Source organism: Streptomyces sp. OR43 (genome assembly GCF_008042275.1).
Classification (GTDB): domain Bacteria; phylum Actinomycetota; class Actinomycetes; order Streptomycetales; family Streptomycetaceae; genus Streptomyces.
In genome coordinates this window covers 248,579-271,700 of the sequence record NZ_RDBK01000001.1, presented here as the reverse complement: position 1 = coordinate 271,700, position 23,122 = coordinate 248,579, and the positions used below count along the sequence as shown (strand labels likewise).

General features: G+C 71.9%; 20 protein-coding genes and 1 pseudogene. 6 read left to right on the top strand and 15 right to left on the bottom strand.

The window, feature by feature from the left end; all coding sequences use genetic code 11:
- Positions 1–61: 61 nt before the first annotated feature.
- Positions 62–223, bottom strand: a complete 162-nt coding sequence (locus tag EAO72_RS41745) for a hypothetical protein (RefSeq protein ID WP_187284885.1) — start codon at positions 221–223, stop codon at positions 62–64.
- 297 nt (positions 224–520) lie between these two features.
- Between EAO72_RS41745 and EAO72_RS01285 the strand changes: the two genes are divergently transcribed.
- Positions 521–2,428, top strand: a complete 1,908-nt coding sequence (locus tag EAO72_RS01285) for an ABC transporter ATP-binding protein (protein WP_148015312.1) — start codon at positions 521–523, stop codon at positions 2,426–2,428.
- 99 nt (positions 2,429–2,527) lie between these two features.
- Here EAO72_RS01285 and EAO72_RS01280 read toward each other — a convergent pair whose 3' ends face one another.
- Both EAO72_RS01280 and EAO72_RS01275 read right to left on the bottom strand, forming a co-directional pair.
- On the bottom strand, positions 2,528–3,388 hold the full coding sequence (locus tag EAO72_RS01280; protein ID WP_148015311.1) for a PepSY domain-containing protein: 861 nt from the start codon (positions 3,386–3,388) through the stop codon (positions 2,528–2,530).
- A 78-nt stretch (positions 3,389–3,466) separates the two neighbouring features.
- Positions 3,467–4,864, bottom strand: coding sequence for an APC family permease (locus tag EAO72_RS01275; protein ID WP_148015310.1), 1,398 nt, complete (start codon positions 4,862–4,864; stop codon positions 3,467–3,469).
- Between the two features lie 369 nt (positions 4,865–5,233).
- Between EAO72_RS01275 and EAO72_RS01270 the strand changes: the two genes are divergently transcribed.
- Positions 5,234–5,551 (top strand): hypothetical protein, encoded by a 318-nt coding sequence (locus tag EAO72_RS01270; RefSeq protein ID WP_148015309.1) that lies wholly within the window; start codon positions 5,234–5,236, stop codon positions 5,549–5,551.
- 26 nt (positions 5,552–5,577) lie between these two features.
- On the opposite strand, the gene EAO72_RS01265 is transcribed toward EAO72_RS01270, so the two are convergent.
- The 8 genes from EAO72_RS01265 to EAO72_RS01230 form a co-directional block, all read right to left on the bottom strand.
- Complete coding sequence (locus EAO72_RS01265; RefSeq protein ID WP_148015308.1) at positions 5,578–7,167, bottom strand: hypothetical protein; 1,590 nt, start codon at positions 7,165–7,167, stop codon at positions 5,578–5,580.
- 137 nt (positions 7,168–7,304) lie between these two features.
- Complete coding sequence (locus tag EAO72_RS01260) at positions 7,305–7,856, bottom strand: hypothetical protein (protein ID WP_315986279.1); 552 nt, start codon at positions 7,854–7,856, stop codon at positions 7,305–7,307.
- A 514-nt stretch (positions 7,857–8,370) separates the two neighbouring features.
- Complete coding sequence (locus EAO72_RS01255; protein WP_148015306.1) at positions 8,371–8,565, bottom strand: hypothetical protein; 195 nt, start codon at positions 8,563–8,565, stop codon at positions 8,371–8,373.
- 130 nt (positions 8,566–8,695) lie between these two features.
- Complete coding sequence (locus EAO72_RS01250; RefSeq protein ID WP_148015305.1) at positions 8,696–9,583, bottom strand: phosphatidylinositol-specific phospholipase C/glycerophosphodiester phosphodiesterase family protein; 888 nt, start codon at positions 9,581–9,583, stop codon at positions 8,696–8,698.
- A 394-nt stretch (positions 9,584–9,977) separates the two neighbouring features.
- Positions 9,978–11,105 carry an acyl-CoA dehydrogenase family protein gene (locus EAO72_RS01245; protein WP_148015304.1) on the bottom strand — a complete coding sequence of 376 codons (1,128 nt, stop codon included), beginning with the start codon at positions 11,103–11,105 and terminating at the stop codon, positions 9,978–9,980.
- Positions 11,102–12,289, bottom strand: a complete 1,188-nt coding sequence (locus EAO72_RS01240) for an acyl-CoA dehydrogenase family protein (protein ID WP_148015303.1) — start codon at positions 12,287–12,289, stop codon at positions 11,102–11,104. The genes EAO72_RS01245 and EAO72_RS01240 overlap by 4 nt, the downstream gene beginning before the upstream one ends.
- Positions 12,286–13,254: an NADPH:quinone oxidoreductase family protein gene (locus tag EAO72_RS01235; protein WP_148015302.1), complete on the bottom strand. Its 969-nt coding sequence runs from the start codon at positions 13,252–13,254 to the stop codon at positions 12,286–12,288. Before EAO72_RS01235 ends, EAO72_RS01240 begins: the two co-directional genes overlap by 4 nt.
- A gap of 176 nt (positions 13,255–13,430) precedes the next feature.
- Positions 13,431–16,100 carry a beta-N-acetylglucosaminidase domain-containing protein gene (locus EAO72_RS01230; RefSeq protein ID WP_148015301.1) on the bottom strand — a complete coding sequence of 890 codons (2,670 nt, stop codon included), beginning with the start codon at positions 16,098–16,100 and terminating at the stop codon, positions 13,431–13,433.
- A gap of 211 nt (positions 16,101–16,311) precedes the next feature.
- Between EAO72_RS01230 and EAO72_RS01225 the strand changes: the two genes are divergently transcribed.
- The gene (locus EAO72_RS01225; RefSeq protein WP_148015300.1) at positions 16,312–17,241 is read left to right on the top strand and encodes an SDR family oxidoreductase; all 930 of its coding nucleotides are present in this window, start codon (positions 16,312–16,314) and stop codon (positions 17,239–17,241) included.
- A 13-nt stretch (positions 17,242–17,254) separates the two neighbouring features.
- On the opposite strand, the gene EAO72_RS01220 is transcribed toward EAO72_RS01225, so the two are convergent.
- Positions 17,255–18,112 (bottom strand): enoyl-CoA hydratase/isomerase family protein, encoded by an 858-nt coding sequence (locus EAO72_RS01220; RefSeq protein WP_261991261.1) that lies wholly within the window; start codon positions 18,110–18,112, stop codon positions 17,255–17,257.
- Positions 18,113–18,179: 67 nt separating this feature from the next.
- Positions 18,180–18,911 (bottom strand): PIG-L deacetylase family protein, encoded by a 732-nt coding sequence (locus tag EAO72_RS01215; RefSeq protein ID WP_148015299.1) that lies wholly within the window; start codon positions 18,909–18,911, stop codon positions 18,180–18,182.
- Between the two features lie 148 nt (positions 18,912–19,059).
- Between EAO72_RS01215 and EAO72_RS01210 the strand changes: the two are divergent.
- Positions 19,060–19,227 (top strand): annotated as a pseudogene (locus EAO72_RS01210) (MBL fold metallo-hydrolase); the annotation flags it as partial.
- 306 nt (positions 19,228–19,533) lie between these two features.
- Here the strand turns inward: EAO72_RS01210 and EAO72_RS01200 are convergent.
- Positions 19,534–19,812 (bottom strand): metal-sensitive transcriptional regulator, encoded by a 279-nt coding sequence (locus tag EAO72_RS01200; RefSeq protein WP_148015298.1) that lies wholly within the window; start codon positions 19,810–19,812, stop codon positions 19,534–19,536.
- Between the two features lie 100 nt (positions 19,813–19,912).
- Between EAO72_RS01200 and EAO72_RS01195 the strand changes: the two genes are divergently transcribed.
- The gene (locus EAO72_RS01195; protein ID WP_148015297.1) at positions 19,913–20,485 is read left to right on the top strand and encodes a rhodanese-like domain-containing protein; all 573 of its coding nucleotides are present in this window, start codon (positions 19,913–19,915) and stop codon (positions 20,483–20,485) included.
- 70 nt (positions 20,486–20,555) lie between these two features.
- Here the strand turns inward: EAO72_RS01195 and EAO72_RS01190 are convergent, their stop codons facing one another.
- Entirely contained in the window at positions 20,556–21,851 is a 1,296-nt protein-coding gene (locus EAO72_RS01190) for an alpha/beta fold hydrolase (protein ID WP_148015296.1), read from the bottom strand.
- A gap of 104 nt (positions 21,852–21,955) precedes the next feature.
- Here EAO72_RS01190 and EAO72_RS01185 point away from each other — a divergent pair, with 104 nt between their 5' ends.
- Positions 21,956–23,119, top strand: a complete 1,164-nt coding sequence (locus tag EAO72_RS01185; protein ID WP_148015295.1) for an ABC transporter ATP-binding protein — start codon at positions 21,956–21,958, stop codon at positions 23,117–23,119.
- The last annotated feature ends 3 nt before the right edge of the window (positions 23,120–23,122 follow it).

Genomic DNA, 23,122 nt, shown 5'->3' with positions numbered 1-23,122 from the left:
GTCGCGCGGCGGTCCGGAGGGCGTCCGGAGCCGCGGCTCACCGCCCGGTCGCCGGGACGCCCTAGCGGTAGGCCGCGGCCCTGCGGACGTCACTGAAGTCGATGGCCCGGTCGGCCTCGCGCAGCGTCTCCTCCGCCACCCGGCGCACCTCGGCCGGCACATCCCCGTGTTCTTCCACGAGTCCGGCGTAGATCGGTGCCTCGGAACTGTCGGTGAAACTCACGTCGCACTGCCTCAATCGGTTGTGTTTGCCATCGTTCGGCCGGAAACAGGGGCCGATTCTACGTGGTCTGCCCGCACCGCCGCAGACGGCACCGGGTATTGGGCGCGCACCCCGCCGACCTGCACTCTTACCGGAATCCAGGGGCCCGGGGCCGTCCACCTCCCCGCTCTCGCGCCGCCCCACCGCGGAAATGTGTTGACCTCAAGTCCGCTTGAGCTCATAGCGTTCTCTCTGCGCCCCGGCCCGTGTCCGGCCACCGGGAGCCGCCCACGCTTTTTCGCACCCCGGAGGCACCGCATGAGTATGGAAGTCACCGCCTGGTCGTCGCTGCACAGCGCGATGAACGCGCAACAGGACCGCAGACCGTTCTCCCGGGCCACCGTCCGGAGGATCGCCGCCTTCGCCCGGCCGCGGCGGCGGGAGCTCTACCGCTTCCTGTTGCTGAGCATCGTCATGGCGCTGCTGGCGGTGGCGACTCCGGTGCTGGCCGGCCGGGTGGTCGACGCGATCGTCCAGGGCAAGGAGAGCGGCACCGTCACGCGCCTCGCGCTGCTGATCGCCGTCATCGCGGTGGCGGAGGCGGGACTGGGTCTGCTGACCCGTCTGCTGTCGGCCACGCTCGGCGAGGGCCTGATCCTGGATCTGCGTACGGCCGTCTTCGACCATGTCCAGCGGATGCCGGTCGCCTTCTTCACCCGGACCCGCACCGGCGCGCTGGTCAGCCGCCTGAACAACGACGTGATCGGGGCGCAGCGGGCGTTCAGCAACACCCTGTCCGGCGTGGTGTCCAATGTGGTGACCCTGCTGCTGACGCTCACGGTGATGCTGACCATCTCCTGGCAGATCACCCTGCTCGCCCTCGTCCTGCTTCCGGTGTTCGTCCTGCCCGCCCGCCGGATGGGCTCCCGGATGGCGCGGATGCAGCGCGAGGCGGCCGCGCACAACGCGGCGATGGGCACGCAGATGACCGAGCGGTTCTCGGCCCCCGGTGCCRCTCTCGTCAAGCTCTTCGGGCGGCCCGATGACGAGTCCGCCGAGTTCGCCGCCCGGGCGAGCCGGGTCCGTGACATCGGCATCCGTACGGCCATGGCGCAGTCGACGTTCATCACGGCGCTCACCCTGGTCTCGGCGCTCGCGCTGGCGCTCGTCTACGGGCTCGGCGGCTACTACGCGCTGCGGGGCAGCCTGGAGCCGGGCGCGGTCGTGGCCCTGGCCCTGCTGCTGACCCGGCTCTACGCCCCGCTGACGGCCCTGGCGGGTGCCCGGGTCGAGGTGATGAGCGCGCTGGTGAGCTTCGAGCGCGTCTTCGAGATCCTCGACCTGAAGCCGCTGATCGCCGAGAAGGCGGACGCGCGCGAGGTGCCGGAGGGTCCGGTGTCCGTGGAGTTCGACGGTGTCTCCTTCGGGTATCCGTCGGCGGACAAGGTCTCGCTCGCCTCGCTCGAAGAGGTCGCGACACTCGACTCCCGCGGAGGTACGGAGGTCCTGCACGAGGTCTCCTTCCGTGCCGAGCCCGGCCGGATGGTGGCCCTGGTCGGCTCGTCCGGTGCGGGCAAGTCGACGATCGCGCAGTTGCTGCCCCGGCTGTACGACGTCGATTCCGGTGCCGTACGCCTCGGCGGTGTCGACGTACGTGATCTGACCGCCGCCTCGATCCGCGAGACGCTGGGGATGGTCACCCAGGACGGGCACCTCTTCCACGAGTCGGTCCGGGCGAATCTGACCCTGGCCAGGCCCGGGGCGACCGAGGACGAGATCTGGGACGCGCTGCGGCGCTCCCGGCTCGACGGCCTGGTGGCCTCCCTGCCCGACGGCCTCGACACGGTGGTGGGCGAGCGCGGGTACCGGCTCTCCGGCGGCGAGCGTCAGCGGCTGACGATCGCCCGGCTGCTGCTGGCCCGCCAGCGGGTGGTCATCCTCGACGAGGCGACCGCGCACCTCGACTCCACGTCGGAGGCGGCCGTGCAGGAGGCCCTGGCCGAGGCGCTGGAGGGCCGGACCGCCGTGGTGATCGCGCACCGGCTGTCGACCGTGCGTGCGGCGGACCTGATCCTCGTCGTCGAGGAGGGCCGGGTGGTCGAGCGCGGGACCCACGCCGAGCTGCTGGCCGCCGGCGGCCGGTACGAGGAGCTGTACCGGACACAGTTCGCCGCACCGTCTCCGGAAGCCGGCGAAGCGCGGGAGGCGCACACGGAGTCCGTCTGATTTGGGCAGGGCACCGGTTCGTACAGTGCGCAGGAATGCCCCCGGTCCGTGCGAACCGGGGGCATTTCGTGTGTGCGGTGGTTCCGGGCCGGGCCCGGGTCAGTCGGTGTCGGTCTCCTCGCCGGTGACGGAGCCGGTGGCCGCGTCCACGTCCACCGTGGTCTCGTTCCAGCTCTTGTCCACGACGTCCACCGACCAGACGAGGACGTTCTTGTCGTTCTCGTCGAGTTCCAGGGAGGTGACGGTGCCCTTCTTCTTGTCCGTCGCCGCCTTGGCCGCCTGCTGCGGGGTCTGCTTCGCCTTGGCGACCCAGCCGGCCGTGCGGCTCTTGTCCTCGGCGTCCTGATCGGTGTCCTCGGTGGACTTGACGACCTTGCCGGAGACGGCGTCGATGCGCACGGTGTGCTCGGTGCCGTCCGTGACGCCGACCGTCGCGACCCACTCCGGGCCGGTGGCGGCCGGCGAGGCGGAGGCCTCGCTCGGCGAGGCGCCGGTGGAGGTCGGGGAGGCGCTCGCGCTGCCGGACGGCGAGGCGGTCCCGGACGGGGAGGCGCTGGCGCTGGGCGACGCGCTCTCCCGGTCCGTGTCGTCGTCCGACTTGCCCGGGCCCCGCAGGTCGAGATCGACCACCTTGCCGCCGCTGACGGCGCCCTCGGCCGTCGTGACGGCCTTGTCGTAGGTGATCTTGGCGGAGTCCAGGAGCTTCTTGCGGTCCTTCTGGTCCTGGGTCATCGCGGCGCTCGCCGACGCGCTCTTGCTCGCGCTGTACGAGGGCGTGGTGGTCCGCTCCGGGACGGCACGCGCGGCCTCCGAGGTGGCCGTGCCCGTCGAGGTGTCGCCGCTGTCCTGGCCGCAGCCCGTGAGCAGGGCGGCGGCCAGGAGGACGCCTGCGGCGCCGGTGGCGCGCAGGCGCCGGGTGCGGAGGAATCCGGTCTTCTCAGGTGGGGAGTCACATGTCATGCCCGCATGCCTAACCGCATGGCCGGTCCGGCATGACGTGCCACCGCCCGGTGTCACCCGATCACCGGAGAACCTGTCTCAGACCTGCTCGTCCTCGGGGATGCTCACCAGCCATCGGGTCGCGCGGCGGGGCCTCAGGTACAGGGCCCAGTAGAGCGTGGCGACCGCGGTGATTCCGCCGGTCCAGAGCAGGTACTCGGTCTCCTGCTGGGTCAGGATGTAGGCGAGGACGACGATGAGCAGCACCGGCACCGCGGGCCAGAGCGGCATGCGCCACGCGGGTGCGTCGCGGTGGGTGCCGCGGCGGCAGAGCAGCGCGGCGACGGCCACCAGCAGGTACATGGCGGTGACGGAGACGCCGGTCACCCCGTACAGGGTGTCGAGGCTGACGAAGCAGAGGGCCGCTCCCGGGATGCCCACGAGGAGCGTCGCCACCCACGGCGAGCCGAAGCGGCCGAGCCGGGACAGGGCCTGGTTGACGGGGGCGGGCCACGCCTTGTCCCGGGCGGAGGCGAACAGCACCCGGGAGTTCTGGATGACCATGACGATGCCGGCGTTGATGATGGCGAGGGCGACACACAGGCTGACGAACGTGCCGACGGCCGAGTTGGACCACGCCTCGACCATGCCGCTGAGGTCGCCGGAGGTCAGGGCCGCGAGGTCGGGGGCGCCCAGGGTGATGGCGATGACGGGAACGAGGATGACGGCGGTCGAGATCGCGAGCGTGGCGAGGACCGTACGGGCCACGTTGCGCCGCGGGTCCTCCAGCTCCTCGGAGAGGTAGACGGCCGTGGAGAAGCCCTGCGTGATGAAGAGGGCGATGGCCAGCCCGGAGACCACCATCATGGCGGTGACGGTCGAGCTCGTGCCGCCCGCAGAGGCGACGGAACCGTGCACGAGCGCGTCGGCGCCCCGCTCGGAGTGGGCGAACCCGAGGACCGCCACGACACCGGCGGCGATCACCTCCAGCACCAGGAAGATGCCGGTGATCCAGGCGTTGGCGCGCAGGTCGAGGAGGCCCGCGAGGGTGGCGAGCAGCATGACGCCCGCCCCGGCGAGGGAGGCGGGGATGTGCACGAGGGGTGCGAGGTAGTCGGCGGTCCCCATGGCGATGACCGGGGGCACGATCATGACGACGAGCAGGGAGAGCACGAAGACGAGCCAGCCGGCGAGCCGGCCCGCCATCGTCGACACCATGGCGTACTCGCCGCCGGCGCTGGGGATGAGGGTGCCCAGCTCCGAGTAGCAGAAGGCCACCGCGATACAGAGCAGCGAACCGATGGCGATGGTGAGCGCCGTGTAGGTGCCGAGGCCGGCGAACAGGTCCGGAACCACCACGAAGAGGGTGGAGGCAGGAGTCACGCAGGAGAGCGTGAGCAGGGTCCCCCCGACGACGCCGATGGAACGCTTGAGCTTCTGCGGGGTGGGTCCGGTCGCGGGGGCGAGTGCCTGTGGAGCGCTGAGCGTGTCGGTCATCGAGTCGGGTTCCGATCAACAGGTGCGGTGTCAGAGCGCGGGAGCGGTATCGCCTCCGGACGAGGGGTGAGGAATGGTTCCGGTGCTCCCAGCGCGTCATGCAATACCGACGCGTTCCGCAGGTCAATAGCAGTTTTCCTTCGGAATTCGTCGCCTGGAGATCATCCACCAACGGTTTTACGTCAAGATCGTGTCAGGGCAACGGGATAGGCCACTGCGGGAACCGCAGTGTGGCCGCTCGAAAAATTTCGTTCAAGTCCACCGGAGGTTCGCCCGCCGGACCTGTGGCCGGAGCCCTACGGCGCGTGCGTTTCGGGGACTTGTCACCCATGGGTCGCGATACCCCGGCTTTGGTGCGAGCCTGGAGGCATGACCTGGGCGTCCTGGACGACACGCGGAGTTTACTCGGGGCACGGCGGCGTGCTCACCGAGGAGGTCGGGCCGCTGTCCGGCGACCTGACCGTCCACACCACTTGGGCCGAGGGCACGGCGCAGATCACTGTGCAGTACACGGATGCGGCCGACTGGTTCACGATGTCGGGAAGTCCTGTGCCCTGTCCGACGGAGGAGGCCAGTCGTTCGCTGCACGAGGCGGCGGTCGAAGCCGTCCGGCGAGGCGAGGCCGCCACGGTTCCGACGGCCCTGCCCGGACCGGACCACGCGGCGGGGGAACCCGCCGCGGAGTAGCCGGCCCGGGCCGCCTCGGCCCCGCGTCACTCGGTGTCGCGGACCGCCACGATGCCGTTGAAGACCCCGACGTAGGCCGTGCCGTCCGGACCGATGGTGACCGGCGCCCAGTTGTTGTCGTACGAGAGTCCTGTACCGGTGAGCTTCGACCAACGGCGCGCCCCCGTGCGGTAGTCGACGGCTGTGAGATACCAGGCGTCGATGCCGAGCGCGTTGGGCTGCTTCTCGTAGAAGTAGAGCAGGCCGTTGGCGGTGGACAGTTTGGGCACGGTGGAGGGTGAGCGGACCGCGCTCTCCCAGACCGTGTCGCAGCCGCTTCCGTCGGGCCGCACGTCGATGCGGGCGACTCCGCCGACGACACTGCGGCCGAGGAGGAGCGTGCCGACGTTCTCGTAGCCGTAATTGTTCTCGACGACGAGGCTGTTGCCCCAGCTGATCATGGAGTTGTCGGTGGTGGACGCTCCGGAGCCGAAGACCGGAACCTTGCAGACGAGCCGGCGGTCGTCGGGGACGCCCGGGGCGCGGCGGTAGACGAGGACGTTCATCCGGTCGTCGGCGTTGTCCGTGATGGCGACGTAGTCGTCCCCGTCGCCGAAGAGGTCGGGGGTGGTGCCCGAACCCTGGTTGACCGAGCCGGGCTTGGTGCCGGTCCCCCGGTCGTAGGTCTGCCGCCACTGGACGCGCGGTGTGCCGTCCGGCGCGGCCGCGAAGCTGTAGAGCGCGTGATCGGTGACGATCGAGACGCCGTCCTCGGCGACGGAGAACGAGTTCTGGATCTCCTCGCCGGTGAGCTGCACGGAACGGATCACGGAGGTCCGCGGGTCGACGGTGCCGACGCGGCCGAGCCGGGTCACCCACCAGACGCGGCCCTGCCAGTCGGGCATGACGGAGGTGACGGGGTCGCAGGTCCCGCTCGGGTAGAGGTTCGTCCAGCTGACGCAGTCGTGCGGCACCTGGCCGGTGAGGTCCCAGTCGTCGACGACGGTGAATCGCCAGCTGCCGTCGGCCGCCTGTTCGTGCGCGATCCGCTGGATGTGCTGGCGGGAGTCGGCGAGGACCACCCGGTCCTGGTTGTCGAGGTAGAAGTAGGCGCCGCCCGAGGTGTCCTTGAAGATCTTCGAGAAGTCGAGCCGGGTGATGGCCTCGACGGTCGAGGAGCGCTGCGGGAGCGCGTACTCGGCGAGGGTGTCGAGGGTGCGTGGGTCCAGGAGCTTGAGCAGGAATCCAGTGAACGTGCCACACACCGTGATCAGCCGGCCCGCCGCGTCGAAGGTGGCGGTGGCGCACTCACCGCCCAGCGGCGCGATCTGTTCGCTGCTGACCTCGGGGTCGCGGCCGAGCGGACCCGAGTAGGGGTGGGTGCCGCTGCCCGCCGCGTCGGCGTGCATGCCGCTGCGGCCGTTCGGCGCGAGGAACGGGTGCTGGGGCGGGGCCTGCCCGGGAACGGGCGCAGCGGTGGCCGGGCCACCCGTGTAGTCACTGACCAGCCGGTGCCCGGGGGCGCGGGGTATCTCGGCCGCGGCGGCAGGCGCACCGGCGACCATGAGCGCCGAGGCGCAGAGGGCAAGTACCACGGCAAGCGCTCGGGAGGGTCTGCTTCTGGGGTGCGGGGACATCGGACTCCTCGGTCGGGGGCGGGGGCGCGCCGCCGACCGACGCTAGGGCGAGGTCCTTGAGGTGTCCATGGAAACGCTGGGTGTTTCATGGACGCTTCACGCGGGCGCAATGCCACCGCGCGGTGCGCGGCCGGGGCTCATCGCCGCCCGCCGGTACGCCGGTTGAGCATTTCGCGCCTAATGGCCGCCGCCGTGGTCCTGGCCCGGTCCGAGGCGGCCCTGCGGTCGGCCTGGGCCGGCACGAAACGGTGCAGTGGATTAGCGCAGAGCGGGCACGGGGAGTCGTTGGTGATCAGCCGGCCGTCCTCGCAACCCGCCTCGGCGCAGAGTCCCGGCCTGAGCAGTTGTTCGGCGATCTCCCAGGGCTGTCGGCGGCGTCCTTCCTCGTCCTTCTCCTGCAGCGTGTGGGACCAGCGGGCGTTCCACCGGCGCTCGACCCGGTCCAGGAGCTGGTCGGGGGTACGCCTGCCGAGCTCCCGCCGGATCAGCGCCACGAGTTCGCCCGGATAGCGGCCGCCGAACTCACGTATGAGCGGCGGCGGCAGCGCATGGAGGAGATAGCCGACCGGATCGCCTCCCGGCCGCTGCCATCGCGGACACTGGCAGTCGCCGTCGGCCGCGAGCGGCGTACCGCAGCGGCCGCACAGTCCGCGGCAGTCGCCGCAGAGCCCGTGGTCGAGACCGTCCACGTGCGGGGCGGGCGCCCGGCCGCATTCCCGGCAGCAGGAGGCGCAGAGTCCGCAGAGGCGTTCGCTTCCGGCGACGGTCGTCCAGGGCCGCTGCTGACACCGGCAGCAGCGGCTGCTTCGGCAGTGCTCGTGATGGGCGGCTCCCGGATCACGTCCGAACGCAGGGAATGACATGGCTGGCGCTCTCCGGGTCCCGGCTCGGTGCGAAGCCCGGCGGACGTTCCCGGTCCGGGCGGGGCAACGGTCCGACCCGGCCCATGCCCCACCGGACCGTTTCACACCTGGATGTCCCTAGTCACCCCATGGCGGCACGATGCAAGCCCTTGCCCGTAATGATCATGTTCCGGCGCCTGCCCGGACCGTTCGTGCCCGCTTGCGGGCCACTGCGTGACCTCGCCCCCGGCGGCAGGGTCGAGCGATCACGCCGTGAACAGCGGCACCGCGGCACCCGTCCGCCGCGTCGCCGCCGACACCGGAGCCGGAACCGGCAGTGGCCGCGCCGCCGCCCACGAGGTCAGGGCTTGATGCTGCTGACGACGTCCGCGGTAGCCGTGATGCCTTCCTGGATGGTGGGGGCCATGCTCGTGCCCGCGAGGAAGAACCCGAGGAGGGCGCAGACCAGGGCGTGCGAGACCTTCAGTCCGCCGCTACGGAGAAAGATCACCGCGAGAATCAGCAGAAGCAGCACCAGTGAGATCGAAATGGCCATGGCCAACCTCCTCCGCCGCGCCGGAATTGCGGCATTCGGCGTCAGTTTGGCGTAGCGGAGGAGCCATCCGGCGCACTGGCGTGTCCGCCAAACGGGTACGCCTGCGGCGGGCCGGTCCCGGTGCGGCGGTCTACCGCGTGGGCCGGTCGTGGGCGCGGAGGAAGCGGGCCAGTCCCGCGAGGTCGTCGGTGTTGAGGTGGTCCACGCCGGCGGCCAGCAACTCCGCCCAGACCGCATCGCGTTCGGGTCCGGGGACGTCCGGTGTGGCCCAGAAGCGCACACGCTGCCCCGCACCGTGCGCGGCGGCGGTGATCGCACGCAGGGTGTCCCGTTCGGCGGGCGGGACGGGGCCGGCGCCGAGCCAGCCGAAGGTCCCCGTCCAGCTGCTGCTGACGAGCGGGATGAACGAGGCCGTGGCCGCGGTGCCGAGGTCGTCGAGCCGGCCGTCGTAGAAGGCGTACCGGGTGCGCTGGACCTCCATCGGGGCGCGGGCTGCCCGGTCGCCCGAGATCACGGCGGTGACGGCTCCGGGCCGCACCCGGCCGTGCTGGTAGGAGGTCAGCATCCGGCGGTGACGGCGGAGTTGGCGGTCGAGTTCCGCGTAGGCGGCCGCGCCGTCCGTCTTGATGTCGATCAGCAGTTGGACCGGTGTGCGGTCGCCGCGGAACACGGTCCCGTGGTTGGCCCGGACCCGGGCGAGCAGCGGATCGAGATAGAGCGCGGAGAGGGTGCGGGCGGGGTCGATGCCGGTGGCCTCGTGGGCGACGAGCAACTCACCGTCCACGAGGAAGATGTCGGCCTCGACACTGGTGAATCCCTGGGCCAGCGCGTCGTGGAGCGGGCGGGGGTGCAGATAGTCGTTGTGCGCGTGCGCCCGGAGCAGCGGCCGGGGGCCCGGGACGCCGGTGCGGGCGCGCGGGGCTTCACTCGCGGTGGCCGGCTGATGGGGTACGAGGGCGGCCGCGGCCGCGGTGGCCAGGGCGGTGGTGACGACGCGGCGGCGGGTGGGGAACGCCATGGAATCTCCCGGTTGCGAGGCGTGCCGGACGGGCGGACGCGACCGAGTATGGAAGCGCCGCGCCGCAACCGGGGTGCGGACGGGCAGAGTTGGCTCGATCGCCGCCGGCCCGTCAGCCCTCGTTCCGCCCGCCGTGACCGGATCCACACGAAAACGGGCCCGCCGCTGTCCGGACCTGAGCGGAGGTACGTCACACGTACCTCCGCTCAGGTTTCCGGCCGCGAGGTACGTGAGCACGTGCCTCCGGCCTGTGTATCCGGATGACGGGTACCTCAGCACGTACTTCCGCCCGGGGTAACCGGACGACGGGTACCCGAACACGCACCTCCGCCCGGGGTACCCGGACGACGGGTACCCGAACACGCACCCGGCTCTGGGCGTCCGGAGGGTGCCGCTACGGTGCCGGCAGCTCCATCAGGGCGGCGACGCTCTCGCGGTGACGGCCCGCCGTTCCGAAGGCGTTCGCGTCGGCCTTGGCGCGCTTCAGGTACAGGTGCGCGGGGTGCTCCCAGGTCATCCCGATGCCGCCGTGCAGCTGGACACACTCCTCCGCCGCGTGGACGGCGACCTTGGAGCAGTACGCCTGCGCCACGGCCACCGCCAACGGCGCGTCGGGACTGCCCGTCGCCAGCGCGTCGGCGGCGTTCCGTGCCGCGGCCCGGGCCGAGACGACCTCCAGCCAGAGCTGCGCCATGCGGTGTTTCAGCGACTGGAAGGACCCGACCGGGCGGTTGAACTGGTGGCGCTCCCGGGTGTGCCGGACGGTCTCGGTCAGGCACCATTCGGCGAGTCCGAGCTGTTCGGAGGCGAGCAGCCCCGCACCGGCCAGCAGCCCCCGGTCCACCGCGGACCGCGCCGCGCCGGCGTCCGCGAGGCGGGTGCCGGCGGCACCGGTGAGGGTGACGGTGGCGAGCGGGCGGGTGAGGTCGAGCGGGACGAGCGGCCGGACGGTGACACCGGGTGCGTCCGCGGCGACGGCGTAGAGGCCGTCGGTGGTGGGGACCAGGAACACGTCGGCGGCGGCCGCGTCGGCGACCGGTCCGAGTGTTCCGTCGAGCGAGCCGGTCACCACCGGCGTGTCGGACGCCGCTGCGGAGAAGGGCACGGCGAGCACAGCGACCTTGCGGCCCGCGGCCAGTTCGGCCAGCAGCCCGCCCACCGCCCCGTCCTGCGCACCGAGCGCCAGCAGCGTCTCGGTGGCGACGACGGAGCTGGTCAGGTAGGGCGCGGGGGCGACGCTGCGCCCGAGCTCCTCGACGACGACGGCGGCCTCGCGAGGGGTCGCGCCCTGTCCTCCGAGCTTCTCGGGCACCAGCAGGCCGGCGGCTCCGATGTCGGTCGCCAGGGACTTCCAGAGCTGCGCGTCGTACGGCGTGTCGGACTCGGTGCCGGCGATCACCGTCGGCGCGTCGGCCCGGTCCGCGAGCAGGGAGCGGACCGCGGCCCGCAGGTCCTCCTCGGCCTCCGAGTACAGGAGGTCCGGCGCCTTGGCCGGTTCGGTCGGTGCGGCCTGTGCGGTCATCGGGAGAGGTCCTTCCACGCGACGTCCTTGTCGTTGCGCGGCTCGGCGGGCAGACCGAGCACGCGTTCGGCGACGATGTTGAGGAGTACCTCGCTCGTACCGCCCTCGATCGAGTTGCCCTTGGAGCGGAGGTAGCGGTAGCCGGCGTCGCGTCCGGTGAAGTCGACGTGGTCCGGGCGCCGCATGGTCCAGTCGCTGTACAGCAGCCCGTCGTCGCCGAGCAGTTCGACCTCGAGGCCGCTGATCTCCTGGTTGAGCCGGGCGAACGCGAGTTTCATGCCGGAGCCCTCGGGTCCCGGCTGTCCGGCGACGAGCTGCTGACGCAGGCGTTCGCCGGCGAGGCGGGCGACCTCGGCCTCGACCCACAGGGTCAGCAGGCGCTGGTGCAGGTCATGGGTGCGCAGTTCGGGACGTTCGCGCCAGGTCTGCGCGATGGGGCCGATCATGCCGCCTTCGCGCGGGATACGGGACCCGCCGATGGAGACGCGCTCGTTCATCAGGGTCGTCTGCGCGACCTTCCAGCCCTCACCGACCGCCCCGAGGCGGCGGCTGTCGGGGATGCGTACCCCGGTGAGGAAGACCTCGTTGAACTCGGCCTCGCCGGTGATCTGGCGCAGTGGCCGCACCTCGACGCCGGGGTCGGTCATGTCGCAGATGAAGTAGCTGATGCCGCGGTGCTTGGGCACGTCCGGGTCGGTGCGGGCGATGAGGATCGCCCAGCGTGCCACATGGGCGCTGGACGTCCAGACCTTCTGCCCGTCGACCACCCAGTCCTCGCCGTCCCGTACGGCGCGGGTGCCGAGTGCGGCCAGGTCGGAGCCGGCGCCCGGCTCGCTGAAGAGCTGGCACCACACCTCCTCGCCGACCCACAGGGGGCGCAGGAAGCGCTGCTTCTGCTCGTCGGTGCCGAAGCCGAGGATGGTCGGGGCAGCCATGCCGAGGCCGATGCCGATGCGGCGCGGGTCGTTGTCCGGGGCGTTCGCCGCGGCGAGTTCCGCGTCGACGACGGGCTGGAGGGAACGCGGCGCGTCGAGGCCGCCGAGTCCGGCCGGGTAGTGCACCCAGGCGAGTCCGGCGTCGAAGCGCGCCTTGAGGAAGTCGGTGGGGTCCGTGGTGGCCGGGGGGTGCGCGGCAAGCAGTTCCCGGGTGAGGCGGCGCAGTTCCGCGGCGTCGGGGGCGGTCATCGGGCGGCTCCTGACGGGAGGACCACGATGCGGCCGGTGCTGGTGCCATCGGCGACGCGCTGGACGGCGGCCGCCGCCCCGTCCATCGGGACCCTCTCGCTGATGAGCGGCTTGATGACGCCCTGCGCGGCGAGCCGGGTGAGCTCCTCGTGGCAGTCACGGACGGCCTGCGGGTCCTTGGTGTTGTACAGGCCCCAGTGGAGACCGACGACGGAGTAGTTCTTCACCAGGGCGTGGTTGAGGCCGGGGGTGGGGATGACGCCGCTGGCGAAGCCGACGACGACGACCCGGCCCTCGAAGGCGATGCACTTCACGGACTTGGCGTACGCGTCGCCGCCGACCGGGTCGTAGACCACGTCGGCGCCACGGCCGCCGGTGAACTCCTTGACCGCGGCGACGATGTCCTCGGTGCGCCGGTCGATGACCAGGTCGCAGCCGAGTTCGGCGGCGATCTTGGCCTTCTCGGGGCCGCCGACCACACCGATGACGGTGGCACCGGCGGCCTTGCCGAGCTGGACGGCCGCACTGCCGACGCCGCCTGCCGCGGCATGGACGAGGAGGGTCTCGCCCGCCTGGAGACGGGCCCGGCGGTGCAGTCCGAACCAGCCGGTCTGGTAGCCGATGTGCAGGGCCGCCGCCTCGGCGTCGTCGAGACCGTCCGGAGCCGGCCGCAGCGTCGTCTCGTCCGCGACGACGTACTGGGCGAAGCCGCCGTCCGGCAGGGCGGGGGTGGCGAGCACCCGGCGCCCGTCCTCGGTCCGGCCGCAGATCTCCACCCCGGGCGTGAACGGCAGCGGGGGCCGTACCTGGTACTGGCCGCGGCAGAGCAGCGCGTCGGGGAAGTTGATGTTCGCCGCGAGCACCTCGATGAGCACCTGCCCGTCGCCGGGCGTCGGCCGGTCCGTCTCTTCGAGCCGCATCACCTCGCTCGGCTCGCCGTTCCGGTGCACTCGCCATGCCTGCATGAGGGGCCTCCACAACACTGTCGGCATTACCACTGCTCCGCCGCATACTAAGCGGTCGCTTGCCCCTGTGGGAACAACCTGCGGGCGACCGATTCGGCCGGGCGCCGGCATGGGTGTGCGCCCGGCCCCGCCCTGGAGGTGCGGCGGCGCCGGGCGCACGGAGTCCGTGCTGCGGGCTACTTCCCGATCACGACCTCCGCGATCGCGGGCGCCGCGGAGCCCTTGTGCCAGGCGAGGCGTACCGCGTCGGCGGTCCGGCCCGCCGCGTCCACGCTCGTGTACGGCCCGTCGAGCGTGCCGATGGTCTGCCAGCTACCGTCCGCGTCGCGCAGCTGGATGTCGGCCACGGCCCGTGAACCGGCCGGCTGGAGGACGGTGACCGAGCCGACCGCACGCGCGGCGACGAGACCCACCTCCAGCGTTTCGCCCGCCTCGGGTGCGCGCGCCGCCCGGTACACGCTGGCCGGGTCGCCGTCGGCCGCCGAGCGCAGCGCCGATCCGCCGGCGGCGGGCGGGTTGCCCGTGATCTCCCCGTCCGTGGTCGCCACGTGGAACTCACGGACGACGACCCAGTTGTTCTGTCCGGCGGTCGCGCGGGCCCGGACATAGCGGGCCTCGGTGCCGGCGGGCACCGTCGCGGTGACCTCCGGCTTCTGGGAGAACCCGGTGAGCGTGGTCCAGTTCCGCCCGTCCACCGAGTACTCCAGCACGCCCGCGTGGAGGTAGTCCTCGGTGCTGCCGGGCTTGCCCATGGCGAGGGTGACGTCGCCGATGTCCCGGGCCTGTCCGAGGTCGATGGTGAGCTGGTCGCCCGCCGCGGGCGCCCCGTCGCTCCAGAAGTAGGTGGAGTCGTCCCCGTCGAGCATCCGGGCGAGGGTGTTGCTCTGGTACGTGCCGAGGCTCGTCGACGCCGTGGGCCGGCCGCTCACACCGAGGATCCGGTCGTGCTCGGCGGTGGCCGCCTCGATGAACCCGTCCAGCTTCCCGTCACCCACGAGGACCGGCACCTTGCCGCCGCCGAGCCCGGTGTACGTGAACGACTTCGCGCGCTCGACCTGCGCGGGCAGTTGCTGACGGAGCGCCCAGGCCCGGCCGCCGTCTCCGGCGCGCGCCGCCTCGACCATGCTCAGGGCGGTGCGGGCCGCGGTCGCCCAGGACTCGGTGGCGTCCAGCCACGGGCCCGCGTCCTCGATGAAGCCGCGGTCCGGAAGGTCCGCGCGCAGCCGCGCCGGGGCGGCGCCGAGGCCGACGAGCACCGAGGTGAGCCGCTTCGCGTCACCGGACTCCCAGTAGCGGGCGAACGCGGCCGACAGCTCCGGCGCCTTTTCGGTGTTGAGCGCCGAGCTGTAGTTGACGTCGGCGAAGGCGCGCAGGGCCTGTTCGGTGCGGGCGTCGCCGCCGGCGTACTCCTTGAGTCCCCTGCCCCACGAGGTGCGCGCGTCGTACGCCGCGTCGTTCCAGGCATAGTCCGCGACGGTGTAGAGCGAGAGCTTCGAGGCGTACGGCTGGATCATCGGGTTGGCGGTGATCCCGGCCAGCCGGCCCGGCAGCCCCTTCTCCCGGCCGTTGAACGGGCCGAGCAGCAGCCGGTTCGTCGCGTAGTCGTTCACCGGGTAGTTGTCCCAGGTGAGGATCGGGTGGCCGAACACCTTGCGTGCCGCGTCGGCCTGAGCCACCGTCATGGTCGGCGCCACCACGCCGACACCGGTCCACTCGACCAGCACGTCGGGGTCGAGCTGTTCGGAAAGAGCCGTCTTGTACGCGGACGGAGTGACGTTGTAGTACTCGGTGGGGACCATCTGGAGCGGCTCGGCACCGGGGTGGGTGGCGATGAACTCCTGGTTGACCTTGTTCAGGAGGTAGGCCTGCGCGGCGCCCGCCGCACCGCCTCCCGTCCCCCACTTCGCCTTGTCGGCTTCGCAGTTCCAGTCGGTGTAGCTGATGTCGTCGAGCGGCACCGCGAAGGTGCGTACGCCGATGTCCCAGATCGTCCGGAACTTGTCGACGAGCGCCTTTGCGTCCGCGTCGGAGCTGTAGCAGACCGACAGGCCGGGTGAGAGCGCGTAGGTGAACTCGACGTGCCGCTGAACCGCCCGGTCGGTGAGGTCCTTGATCTGCGCCAGCTGGTCGGCGGGGTAGGCGTCGCGCCACTTCTCGCGCAGGTAGGCGTCGTCCTTGGGCGAGTACACGTAGATGTTCATCTTGTGCTCGGCGTAGTAGTCGAGCTGGTCCAGGCGGGCCTCGTGGGACCACGGGGTGCCGTAGAAGCCCTCGATGACGCCGCGCAGCGCGGTGCCTGGCCAGTCGCGCACCGCGATTCCTGCGACGCGGGCTCCCGGGTGCGCCCGCTGCGGCAGGATCTGGCGCAGGGTCTGCGCGGCGTAGTAGGTCCCGGTGGCGTCCTTGCCGGCGAGGACGATGCGGCCCGCCCCGATACCGAGGACGTACCCGTCGGCGGGCAGCTCGGAAGGCCCTTCGAGCTTGAGGTCCGCCAGTGCGCCGGCGTCGCCGATGTGGACGTTGAGCCCGTTACGGGCCGGCTGCGTGGCACGCACGATCCGCTGCGCGCCGGCCTCGCGCAGGGCCGCCGTCACCACGCCGAGCGTCGGCTCGTCGCTTGTCCCCCCGGTGACCAGGGTGACGGTGGGGGTGATCGTGATCCGGTCGGACCGGTTCCTGACGGACTGCGGGGTGGGCGTGATGGCCGGGGCGTCCTGGGCCCGGACCGGGGCGCCGTCCGGTCTGCCGCCGGCCGCCTGGGCGACGGGTCCGGCGGTCAGCAGACCACCGGCGAACAGGGCCGCCACCGCGGCCATTGCGGTGAGACGGGGTGGGCGAGGCGTCACAGATCCTCCATCGGTCACTCAAGTCACCAGAGTCGCGCAACACAACATCACCGAATTCAACATCCTGTCGCTTGCATGTCAATGGTCTGGACAACATCACCGCGTGGACCTGGACTTTCGTCTCGGATACCTGGATTTTCGTCGCACAGAACCCCGGCACCTGTGCCTCTCAGTCTGGCCCCCTGTCGGCGGAAGCGGTACTCATGCATCCATGACGGAGAGCATGCACACGCCCGGGATCCCCGCTCCTCCCCCGCTCGGCGCGAGCGCCCTGCCGGCCGGCACGTACGACGGGAGCGTGGTGCTGGTGACCGGCGGCGGCTCCGGCCTCGGCAAAGCCGTCGCGGCCGAGTTCGCCCGGCTCGGAGCGCATCTGGTACTCGTCGGCCGGAACGCCGGGCGGCTGGCAGCCGCCCGGGAGGAACTGGCACCCCTGACCGGGGGCCGGATCCTGGCCGTTCCGGGCGACATCCGCGACCCCGAGAGGATCGCAGAGGTCTTCGACGCGGCCGAGGCCGGACCGGGGCGGCCCGACGTCCTCGTCAACAACGCGGCGGCCAACTTCCCGTCGCCGGCCGAGGATCTGTCGCCGAACGCCTGGCGGGCGGTGCTCGACATCACCCTGACGGGGACCTGGTTCATGACCCGCGAGTTCGGGCGGCGCCACCTCGCCGCCGCGACCGGCGGCTCCATCGTGTGCGTCGGCGCCTCGTACGCCTGGACGGGCGGCCCCGGTTACGCACATTCCGCGGCAGCCAAGGCCGGGGTGAAGAACCTCGTCGAGACCCTTGCCGTGGAGTGGGGGCCGTACGGGATCCGCGTCAACGGACTGGTTCCGGGCCTGATGCCGCACGAGGACATGCCCGGCGACATCCGCGCCCAGCTGGACCGGGACGGCGACGCGGCAGGCAGCGTGAGTGGGGACCTCGACGCGCGGCAGCCCGCGCTGCGGGTGGGCCTGCCCCGCGAACTGGGCTGGGCGGCCACGTTCCTGGCCTCGCCGTACGCCGCGTTCGTCTCCGGCCACTCACTGGTGGTCGACGGGGCGAACTGGCAACGGCGCTCACTCGTCGCGCCGCCCGTGGTGCCGGTGCGCGAACAGTTGGGACGCGGCCCTTTCACGCTGCCCGGCGCCACGTGAGCGATCCCCGGGGTCAGATCCCCTCGAAGTGCGGCGGGCGGCGGGCCGCCTTCGCGGCATAGCCCTCGGCCGCGTCCTGCGAGGTGAGGGTGAGCGCCGCCGCCAGGGCCGTACGGTCCAGCGCCTCGCCGAGGCCGGCGTCTGCGTACGCGTCGACGGAGCGCTTGATGTGCCGTACGGCCAGGGGCGCGTTCGCCGCGACCGCCTCGGCGGCCGACCGGGCGGTGCGCTCCAGTCCGGCAAGAGGCGTGACGGCCTGGAGCAGCCCGATCCGCTCCGCGGTGGCCGCGTCGATCCGGCGGCCGGTGAGCGCGAGGTACTTCGCCCAGCCCGCACCCGCCTCGCGGGCGATCCGCATGTCGCCACCGGCGTCGACCGCGACCCCGATCCCGGCCTCGGGCAGCGCGAACACGGCGTCGTCGGCGGCGATCCGGATGTCGGCCATGAGCGCGAGCTCGAAGCCGAAGCCGAGACAGTAGCCCTGCACGGCGGCGATCACCGGCTGCGGAAGCCCGGCGAAGGCGGCGAAACGCTCGTGCACCCAGCGGATGCCCTCGTAGTAGCGCTGGGTGCGCTCGGCGGAGGTACGGCCCGTGATGTCGCCGCCGGGCGCGCTGACATCGATCCCTGCGCAGAAGGCCCGACCCTCGCCCCGCAGCAGGACCGCACGGACCGAGTCGTCGAAGCGGATCCGGTCGGCCATGATGCCCAGCTGCCTGCTGGACTCCCAGCTCCAGCCGTTGAGCTGTTGCGGCCGGCACAGCGTCAGCAGACCGACGCCGTTCTCGATCCGGAGCGTCATCCGCTCGTCGCCACGCGGGATGTCGTGGTCCAGGATGTCGAACACGGCCGCTCCCCCTTGAACTGACACATCGTCAGATTCCTTGCGCGGCACAGCGTACGGCGACCCGCCACCGGCCGCCAGGGTGCGACCGCGCTCAGCGCGCGAAGAGCTCGAACGTGACGGCCGGGCGGCCACCGAAGCGCTCCGCGGACGCCTGCGCGTTGCCGGTGAGGAAGGTACGGCAGTATGCCTCGGGGTCCTCGTCCGTGAGAGCTTCGATGTACGTACGGTGCGCCAGGAGCGACCGCACGGACCGTTCGAGGCCCGGCGTCGCATCGACGGCGTGGGTGGGCGTGGACGATCCGGCGACGGCCACCCAGCGCACGCCGTCCCACGGCGCGAGGCCCTGCTCGGTGAGCTCCGGGAAGATCCAGCGGTTGCCGGCATCGGCCGCCGCGTCCAGTACGGCCCGGCCGACCGCACGGTGGTCGGGGGTGTTCCAGGCGACACCGCCCCAGGTGTCGCGGTGGTTCAGCGTGATCACCAGCTCCGGCCGGTGGCGGCGGACCGCTGCCGCGATGTCCCGGCGCAGGCCGATGCCGTACTCGATCACCCCGTCGCGGTGATCGAGGAACTCGACGCGGGAGACCCCGACGGCCGCCGCACTCGCGCGCTGCTCCTGCTCACGCAGCGGCGCGCACTCATCCGGTTCGAGCGTGTCGATTCCGGCCTCACCGCGGGTGGCGAGGAGGTAGGTGATGTCACGGCCGCCGTCGGTCCAGCCCGCGATGGCGGCCGCGCAGCCGTACTCCAGGTCGTCGGGGTGCGCGACGACAGCGAGGGCGCGCCGCCAGTCCGAGGGCATGGGTTCGAGCTGCTCCGTCATGTGGGCAGGCTAACCGGCCCGGCCGCGCGGAGCCCGGTGACCCGAACACCTCACCGCTCCAAATTGATACCCCCAGGGGTATCGGCGTCAACCTCTCAGAGAAACTACCCCCGGGGGGTACATCGCCAGCGTAGAGAAGGAGCGTGTCGTGTTCTTCGTCGACACCATCGAGATACCGGGCCTCGGCAACCGCAGCCATCTGGCGGGAGGGACACGATCGGCCGTGGTGGTGGACCCGCCGCGCGACATCGACCGGGCCATCGCCGCGGCCGCGGTGCGCGGGGTCCGCGTTCTCGCCGTGGCCGAAACGCATGTGCAGTGCTCGCCGGCCGCCCGGCTCGCCACGCCGACGGCACTGGGCTGGGCGCTGATCGCCCCGTTCACGGCGACGGCGGTACTCGGTGCCTGGGACGGGAAGCGGCTGGCCGGCAAGGTCTCCACGGAGTCGCTGCAACGTATCTTCGGCGCGGTACTGCCGGCGGTCGCCGCCTTCATGCTCGTCGACCCGGTCGCCTGAAACGGTGCCGGTCTGCCGTTCCGAAGGCCTGCCGGCCTTCCGGTCCCGCCGGTCCGAAACGGTGCCGGTCCGTCGTACGAAACGGTGCCGGGAACCCGGCCCTCTTCAGGCCAGCGAGAGGAAGAGCTTCTCCAGCCGGGCGCGCATCTGGTCCCGGTCCGCGGGTTCGCTGCCGCCGTCGGCCATGCAGTGCTGAAGTCCCGTCGCGATGATCGCGAAGCCCGCACGGTCGAGGGCTCGCGAAACCGCGGCCATCTGGGTGATGACGTCCTCGCAGTCGCGCCCTTCCTCGATCATCCTGATGATTCCGGTGAGCTGGCCCTGTGCGCGGCGCAGGCGATTGAGCACCGACTTGAGTTCGTCGGCCGCCATGTCGAGTTCCACACATCCTCCTTTTGATACCCCAAGGGGTATTCTAGCCCGTCCGGGGCAGGAGAGACGAAGTCTCTGCCTCACACCCGGTGAACGAAAGGAAACACTGCTCGTGACCAGCCCCGTATCCCTCTCCCCCGCCCAGGCCGCCGCCCGTCTCGCGGAGTTCACCGTGATCGACGTGCGCGCCCCCGGCGAATACGCCTCGGGCCACGTCCCCGGCGCCCTCAACATCCCGCTCGACCGTCTCTCCGAGGCGGTGCCCGCCCTCAAGTCGGCCTCTGCCCGGGGCGCCCTGCTCGTGGTGTGCGCCTCCGGCGTCCGCTCCACGCGGGCCTGCGACATCCTCTCGGCGGCCGACATCGACGCGGCGACGCTGTCCGGCGGCACCTCCGCCTGGGAGGGCGAGGGCCACGGCCTCGACCGCCCGGAGGGCGGCCGGACCACGTGGCCGATGGAGCGCCAGGTGCGGCTCGCCGCCGGCTCGCTCGTGGTGGCCGGTCTGCTCGCGGGTGTGCGCCGTCCGGCCGCGCGCTGGCTGTCCGCCGGTGTCGGAGCGGGTCTCGTCTTCTCCGCCGTGACCAACACCTGCGGCATGGCGGCGGTGCTGTCGAAGCTCCCGCACAACCGCGCTCCGCGCTCGGCCGCGAACCTGAACGCGACGCTGGACGCGCTCCAGGGCTGAACCGCCCTGACCCGCCGGTGGGGGCCGGTCGCACAGGTGCTGCGCCCGGCCCCCACCCGTGACCGAGGGCTCAGACCTCGTCGCGGACCAGGGCCAGCAGCCGGTCGAGCACGCGGGGTCCGCCCGCGCGCAGTCCGTCGTGCTCGAACTCGTCGGTCACCCAGGTACGCAGCCCGCGGATCGCGGCGGCGGTGCGCAGCGCGTGCCCGGTGTCCACGTACATGTCGTCGTGGTAGACGGCGGCGGCCACCGGCACCTCGTTGGCGGCCAGGCGCTCGGTGTCGTACAGCGGCTCCCAGTCACCGCGGGTGGCGAGCAGCTCCGCGGTCTCGCGCAGCGGGCGCAGCGCCGGGTCGACGTCGAAGTGCCAGGGGTGGATGCTCTCGCCCGTGAACAGGACCGGGCCGTCGCCCTTGAGGGCGGCCTCCGCGTCGAACTGCGGGAACTCCGCCCGGACCCGCTCGGCCGACCAGCCGGTGGGGCGCTCGTCCTGGCCGTAGATGGCCTCGTGGAGCACGGCGTACAGCGGGTGCCCGGCGAACGAGTTGGCGGTGCGCATGGCCTCCTGGAACGTGTCGGAGAGCTCGGTGCCGTGCGCGGTGGTAACGAACGCGTTCTCCATCAGGTAGTGCAGCTGGTGGCTGCCGTTGCTCCCGCCGAGCATGATGCCCAGGGACTGGAATCCCTCGGGCGTGAGCCGGTGTCCGGCGCTCTCGGGCCGGTGCTCCGCGAGGTGAGCGGTGATCTCCCGGGCGCGCTCGACGTCCTGCGGGTAGCGGCGGTAGTGCGCGGCGACCTTGCGCTCGATCCGCGGGTACGCGGCGCGGTAGACGTCGTCCGCGTGGCCGTCGAGGGACGGCAGACCGCCCGTGATCAGGACGGCGCTGAGGCCCTCCGGAGCGGCCGACAGATAACGGACCGCGCAGAAACCGCCGAAGGACTGGCCGAGAACGGTCCAGGGCGCGCCGCCCGTCAGCTGCGGGCGGATCAGCTCGCAGTCGCGCACGATGCTGTCGGACCGGAAATGCGTGAGGTAGTCGGCCTGCTCACGCGGGCCGCCGCGCAGCGGCAGGGTCTGCCGGTTGGCGGGGGTGGACAGTCCGGTGCCCCGCTGGTCCAGGAGCAGCACGCGGAACTCCTCGACCGCCCGGCCCAGCCACGCCTCCGCGCCGGTGAAACGCCGCGCGCCGAAGCCGGGGCCGCCCTCCAGATACACCAGCCACGGCAGTTCCTCGCCGGCCCGGGAGCCCGCCACCACCTCGCGGCCGAAGACCTCGATCTGCTCACCGCCCGGATCGGTGTGATCGAGCGGAACCGTGAAGTGACGGTCGGTGAGGACGAGGCCGGGCAGACGGTAGCTGTTCAAGGGGGCTCCTGTATCGATGGTTCACGGACAGTTCAGCACATAGCCGTTCCCCGGACGGCCCCGGCCCGTGTGCAGCGGCCCCGTGCGGCTCCTACCGTTCAGTCATGATCCGGTTCGAGCAGGTCGGCAAGGTCTATCCGGACGGGACGACCGCGGTCGACGAGCTGTCCTTCGAGGTCGGCGAGGGCGAATTGGTCACCCTGGTCGGGCCCTCGGGCTGCGGCAAGACCACCACGATGATGATGGTGAACCGGCTGATCGAACCGACCTCGGGCCGGATCCTGGTCGACGGCGAGGACATCGCGAAGGTCGACCCGGTGAAGCTGCGCCGCCGGATCGGCTACGTCATCCAGCAGGTGGGGCTCTTCCCGCACCGGACCGTCCTCGACAACACCGCGACGGTCCCGGCGCTGGTCGGCTGGAAGCGGTCCCGGGCGCGGGCGCGGGCTGCCGAGCTCCTCGATCTGGTGGGCCTGGACCCCGGAACGTACGGTTCGCGCTATCCCGCGCAGCTCTCCGGCGGCCAGCGCCAGCGGGTCGGGGTGGCGCGCGCCCTGGCGGCGGATCCGCCCGTGCTGCTGATGGACGAACCGTTCGGCGCGGTGGACCCGGTGGTGCGGGAACGGCTGCAGAACGAGTTCCTGAGCCTGCAGGCCACCGTCCGGAAGACGGTCCTGATGGTCACTCATGACATCGAGGAGGCGGTGCGGATGGGAGACCGGATCGCGGTGTACGGGGAAGGGCGCATCGAGCAGTTCGACACTCCGGGTGCGGTGCTCGGCTCGCCGGCGACCCCGTACGTGGCGCGGTTCGTCGGCGCGGACCGCGGTTTGAAGCGGCTGTCCGTCACCACGATCGAACCGGAGGACCTTGAGGAGCCGCCGGTCGCCCGGCTGGACGAGCGGTCCTCGGTGGCGGCGGCCCGGCTCGGCGCCGCCGGTGCGCGGTGGGCAGTGGTACTGAACGGCGACGGTGAGCTGCACGGCTGGGTGTCGGCGGACCAGCTGCGGATCGCCGGTGAGCACGGGACGGTGGCGGAGCTGGCCCGCCGGATGGACGCCTGGGTGCCGGTGGGAGCCCCGCTCAAGCAGGCGTTCAGCGAGATGCTCCAGCACGACGCCGGATGGGTGGCGGTCCTGGACGGGGCGCGCTTCCTGGGTGTGCTGACCCCGGCGAAGCTCCACGAGGCCCTGCGCCGCTCGGTGGACGCGGACGCGCAGGGCGTGGCACGCGACGAGGTGCGGTTCGACTCGGTGGCGGACGCCTGACGG

Bases quoted from the DNA above. Each gene is read 5' to 3' on its own strand.
- EAO72_RS01270 (WP_148015309.1), top strand. From the start codon at position 5,234: ATGACCTGGGCGTCCTGGACGACACGCGGAGTTTACTCGGGGCACGGC.
- EAO72_RS01235 (WP_148015302.1), bottom strand. From the start codon at position 13,254: ATGCAGGCATGGCGAGTGCACCGGAACGGCGAGCCGAGCGAGGTGATG.
- EAO72_RS01250 (WP_148015305.1), bottom strand. From the start codon at position 9,583: ATGGCGTTCCCCACCCGCCGCCGCGTCGTCACCACCGCCCTGGCCACC.
- EAO72_RS01225 (WP_148015300.1), top strand. From the start codon at position 16,312: ATGACGGAGAGCATGCACACGCCCGGGATCCCCGCTCCTCCCCCGCTC.
- EAO72_RS01265 (WP_148015308.1), bottom strand. From the start codon at position 7,167: ATGTCCCCGCACCCCAGAAGCAGACCCTCCCGAGCGCTTGCCGTGGTA.
- EAO72_RS01185 (WP_148015295.1), top strand. From the start codon at position 21,956: ATGATCCGGTTCGAGCAGGTCGGCAAGGTCTATCCGGACGGGACGACC.
- EAO72_RS01275 (WP_148015310.1), bottom strand. From the start codon at position 4,864: ATGACCGACACGCTCAGCGCTCCACAGGCACTCGCCCCCGCGACCGGA.
- EAO72_RS01240 (WP_148015303.1), bottom strand. From the start codon at position 12,289: ATGACCGCCCCCGACGCCGCGGAACTGCGCCGCCTCACCCGGGAACTG.
- EAO72_RS01215 (WP_148015299.1), bottom strand. From the start codon at position 18,911: ATGACGGAGCAGCTCGAACCCATGCCCTCGGACTGGCGGCGCGCCCTC.
- EAO72_RS01255 (WP_148015306.1), bottom strand. From the start codon at position 8,565: ATGGCCATTTCGATCTCACTGGTGCTGCTTCTGCTGATTCTCGCGGTG.
- EAO72_RS01245 (WP_148015304.1), bottom strand. From the start codon at position 11,105: ATGACCGCACAGGCCGCACCGACCGAACCGGCCAAGGCGCCGGACCTC.
- EAO72_RS01280 (WP_148015311.1), bottom strand. From the start codon at position 3,388: ATGACATGTGACTCCCCACCTGAGAAGACCGGATTCCTCCGCACCCGG.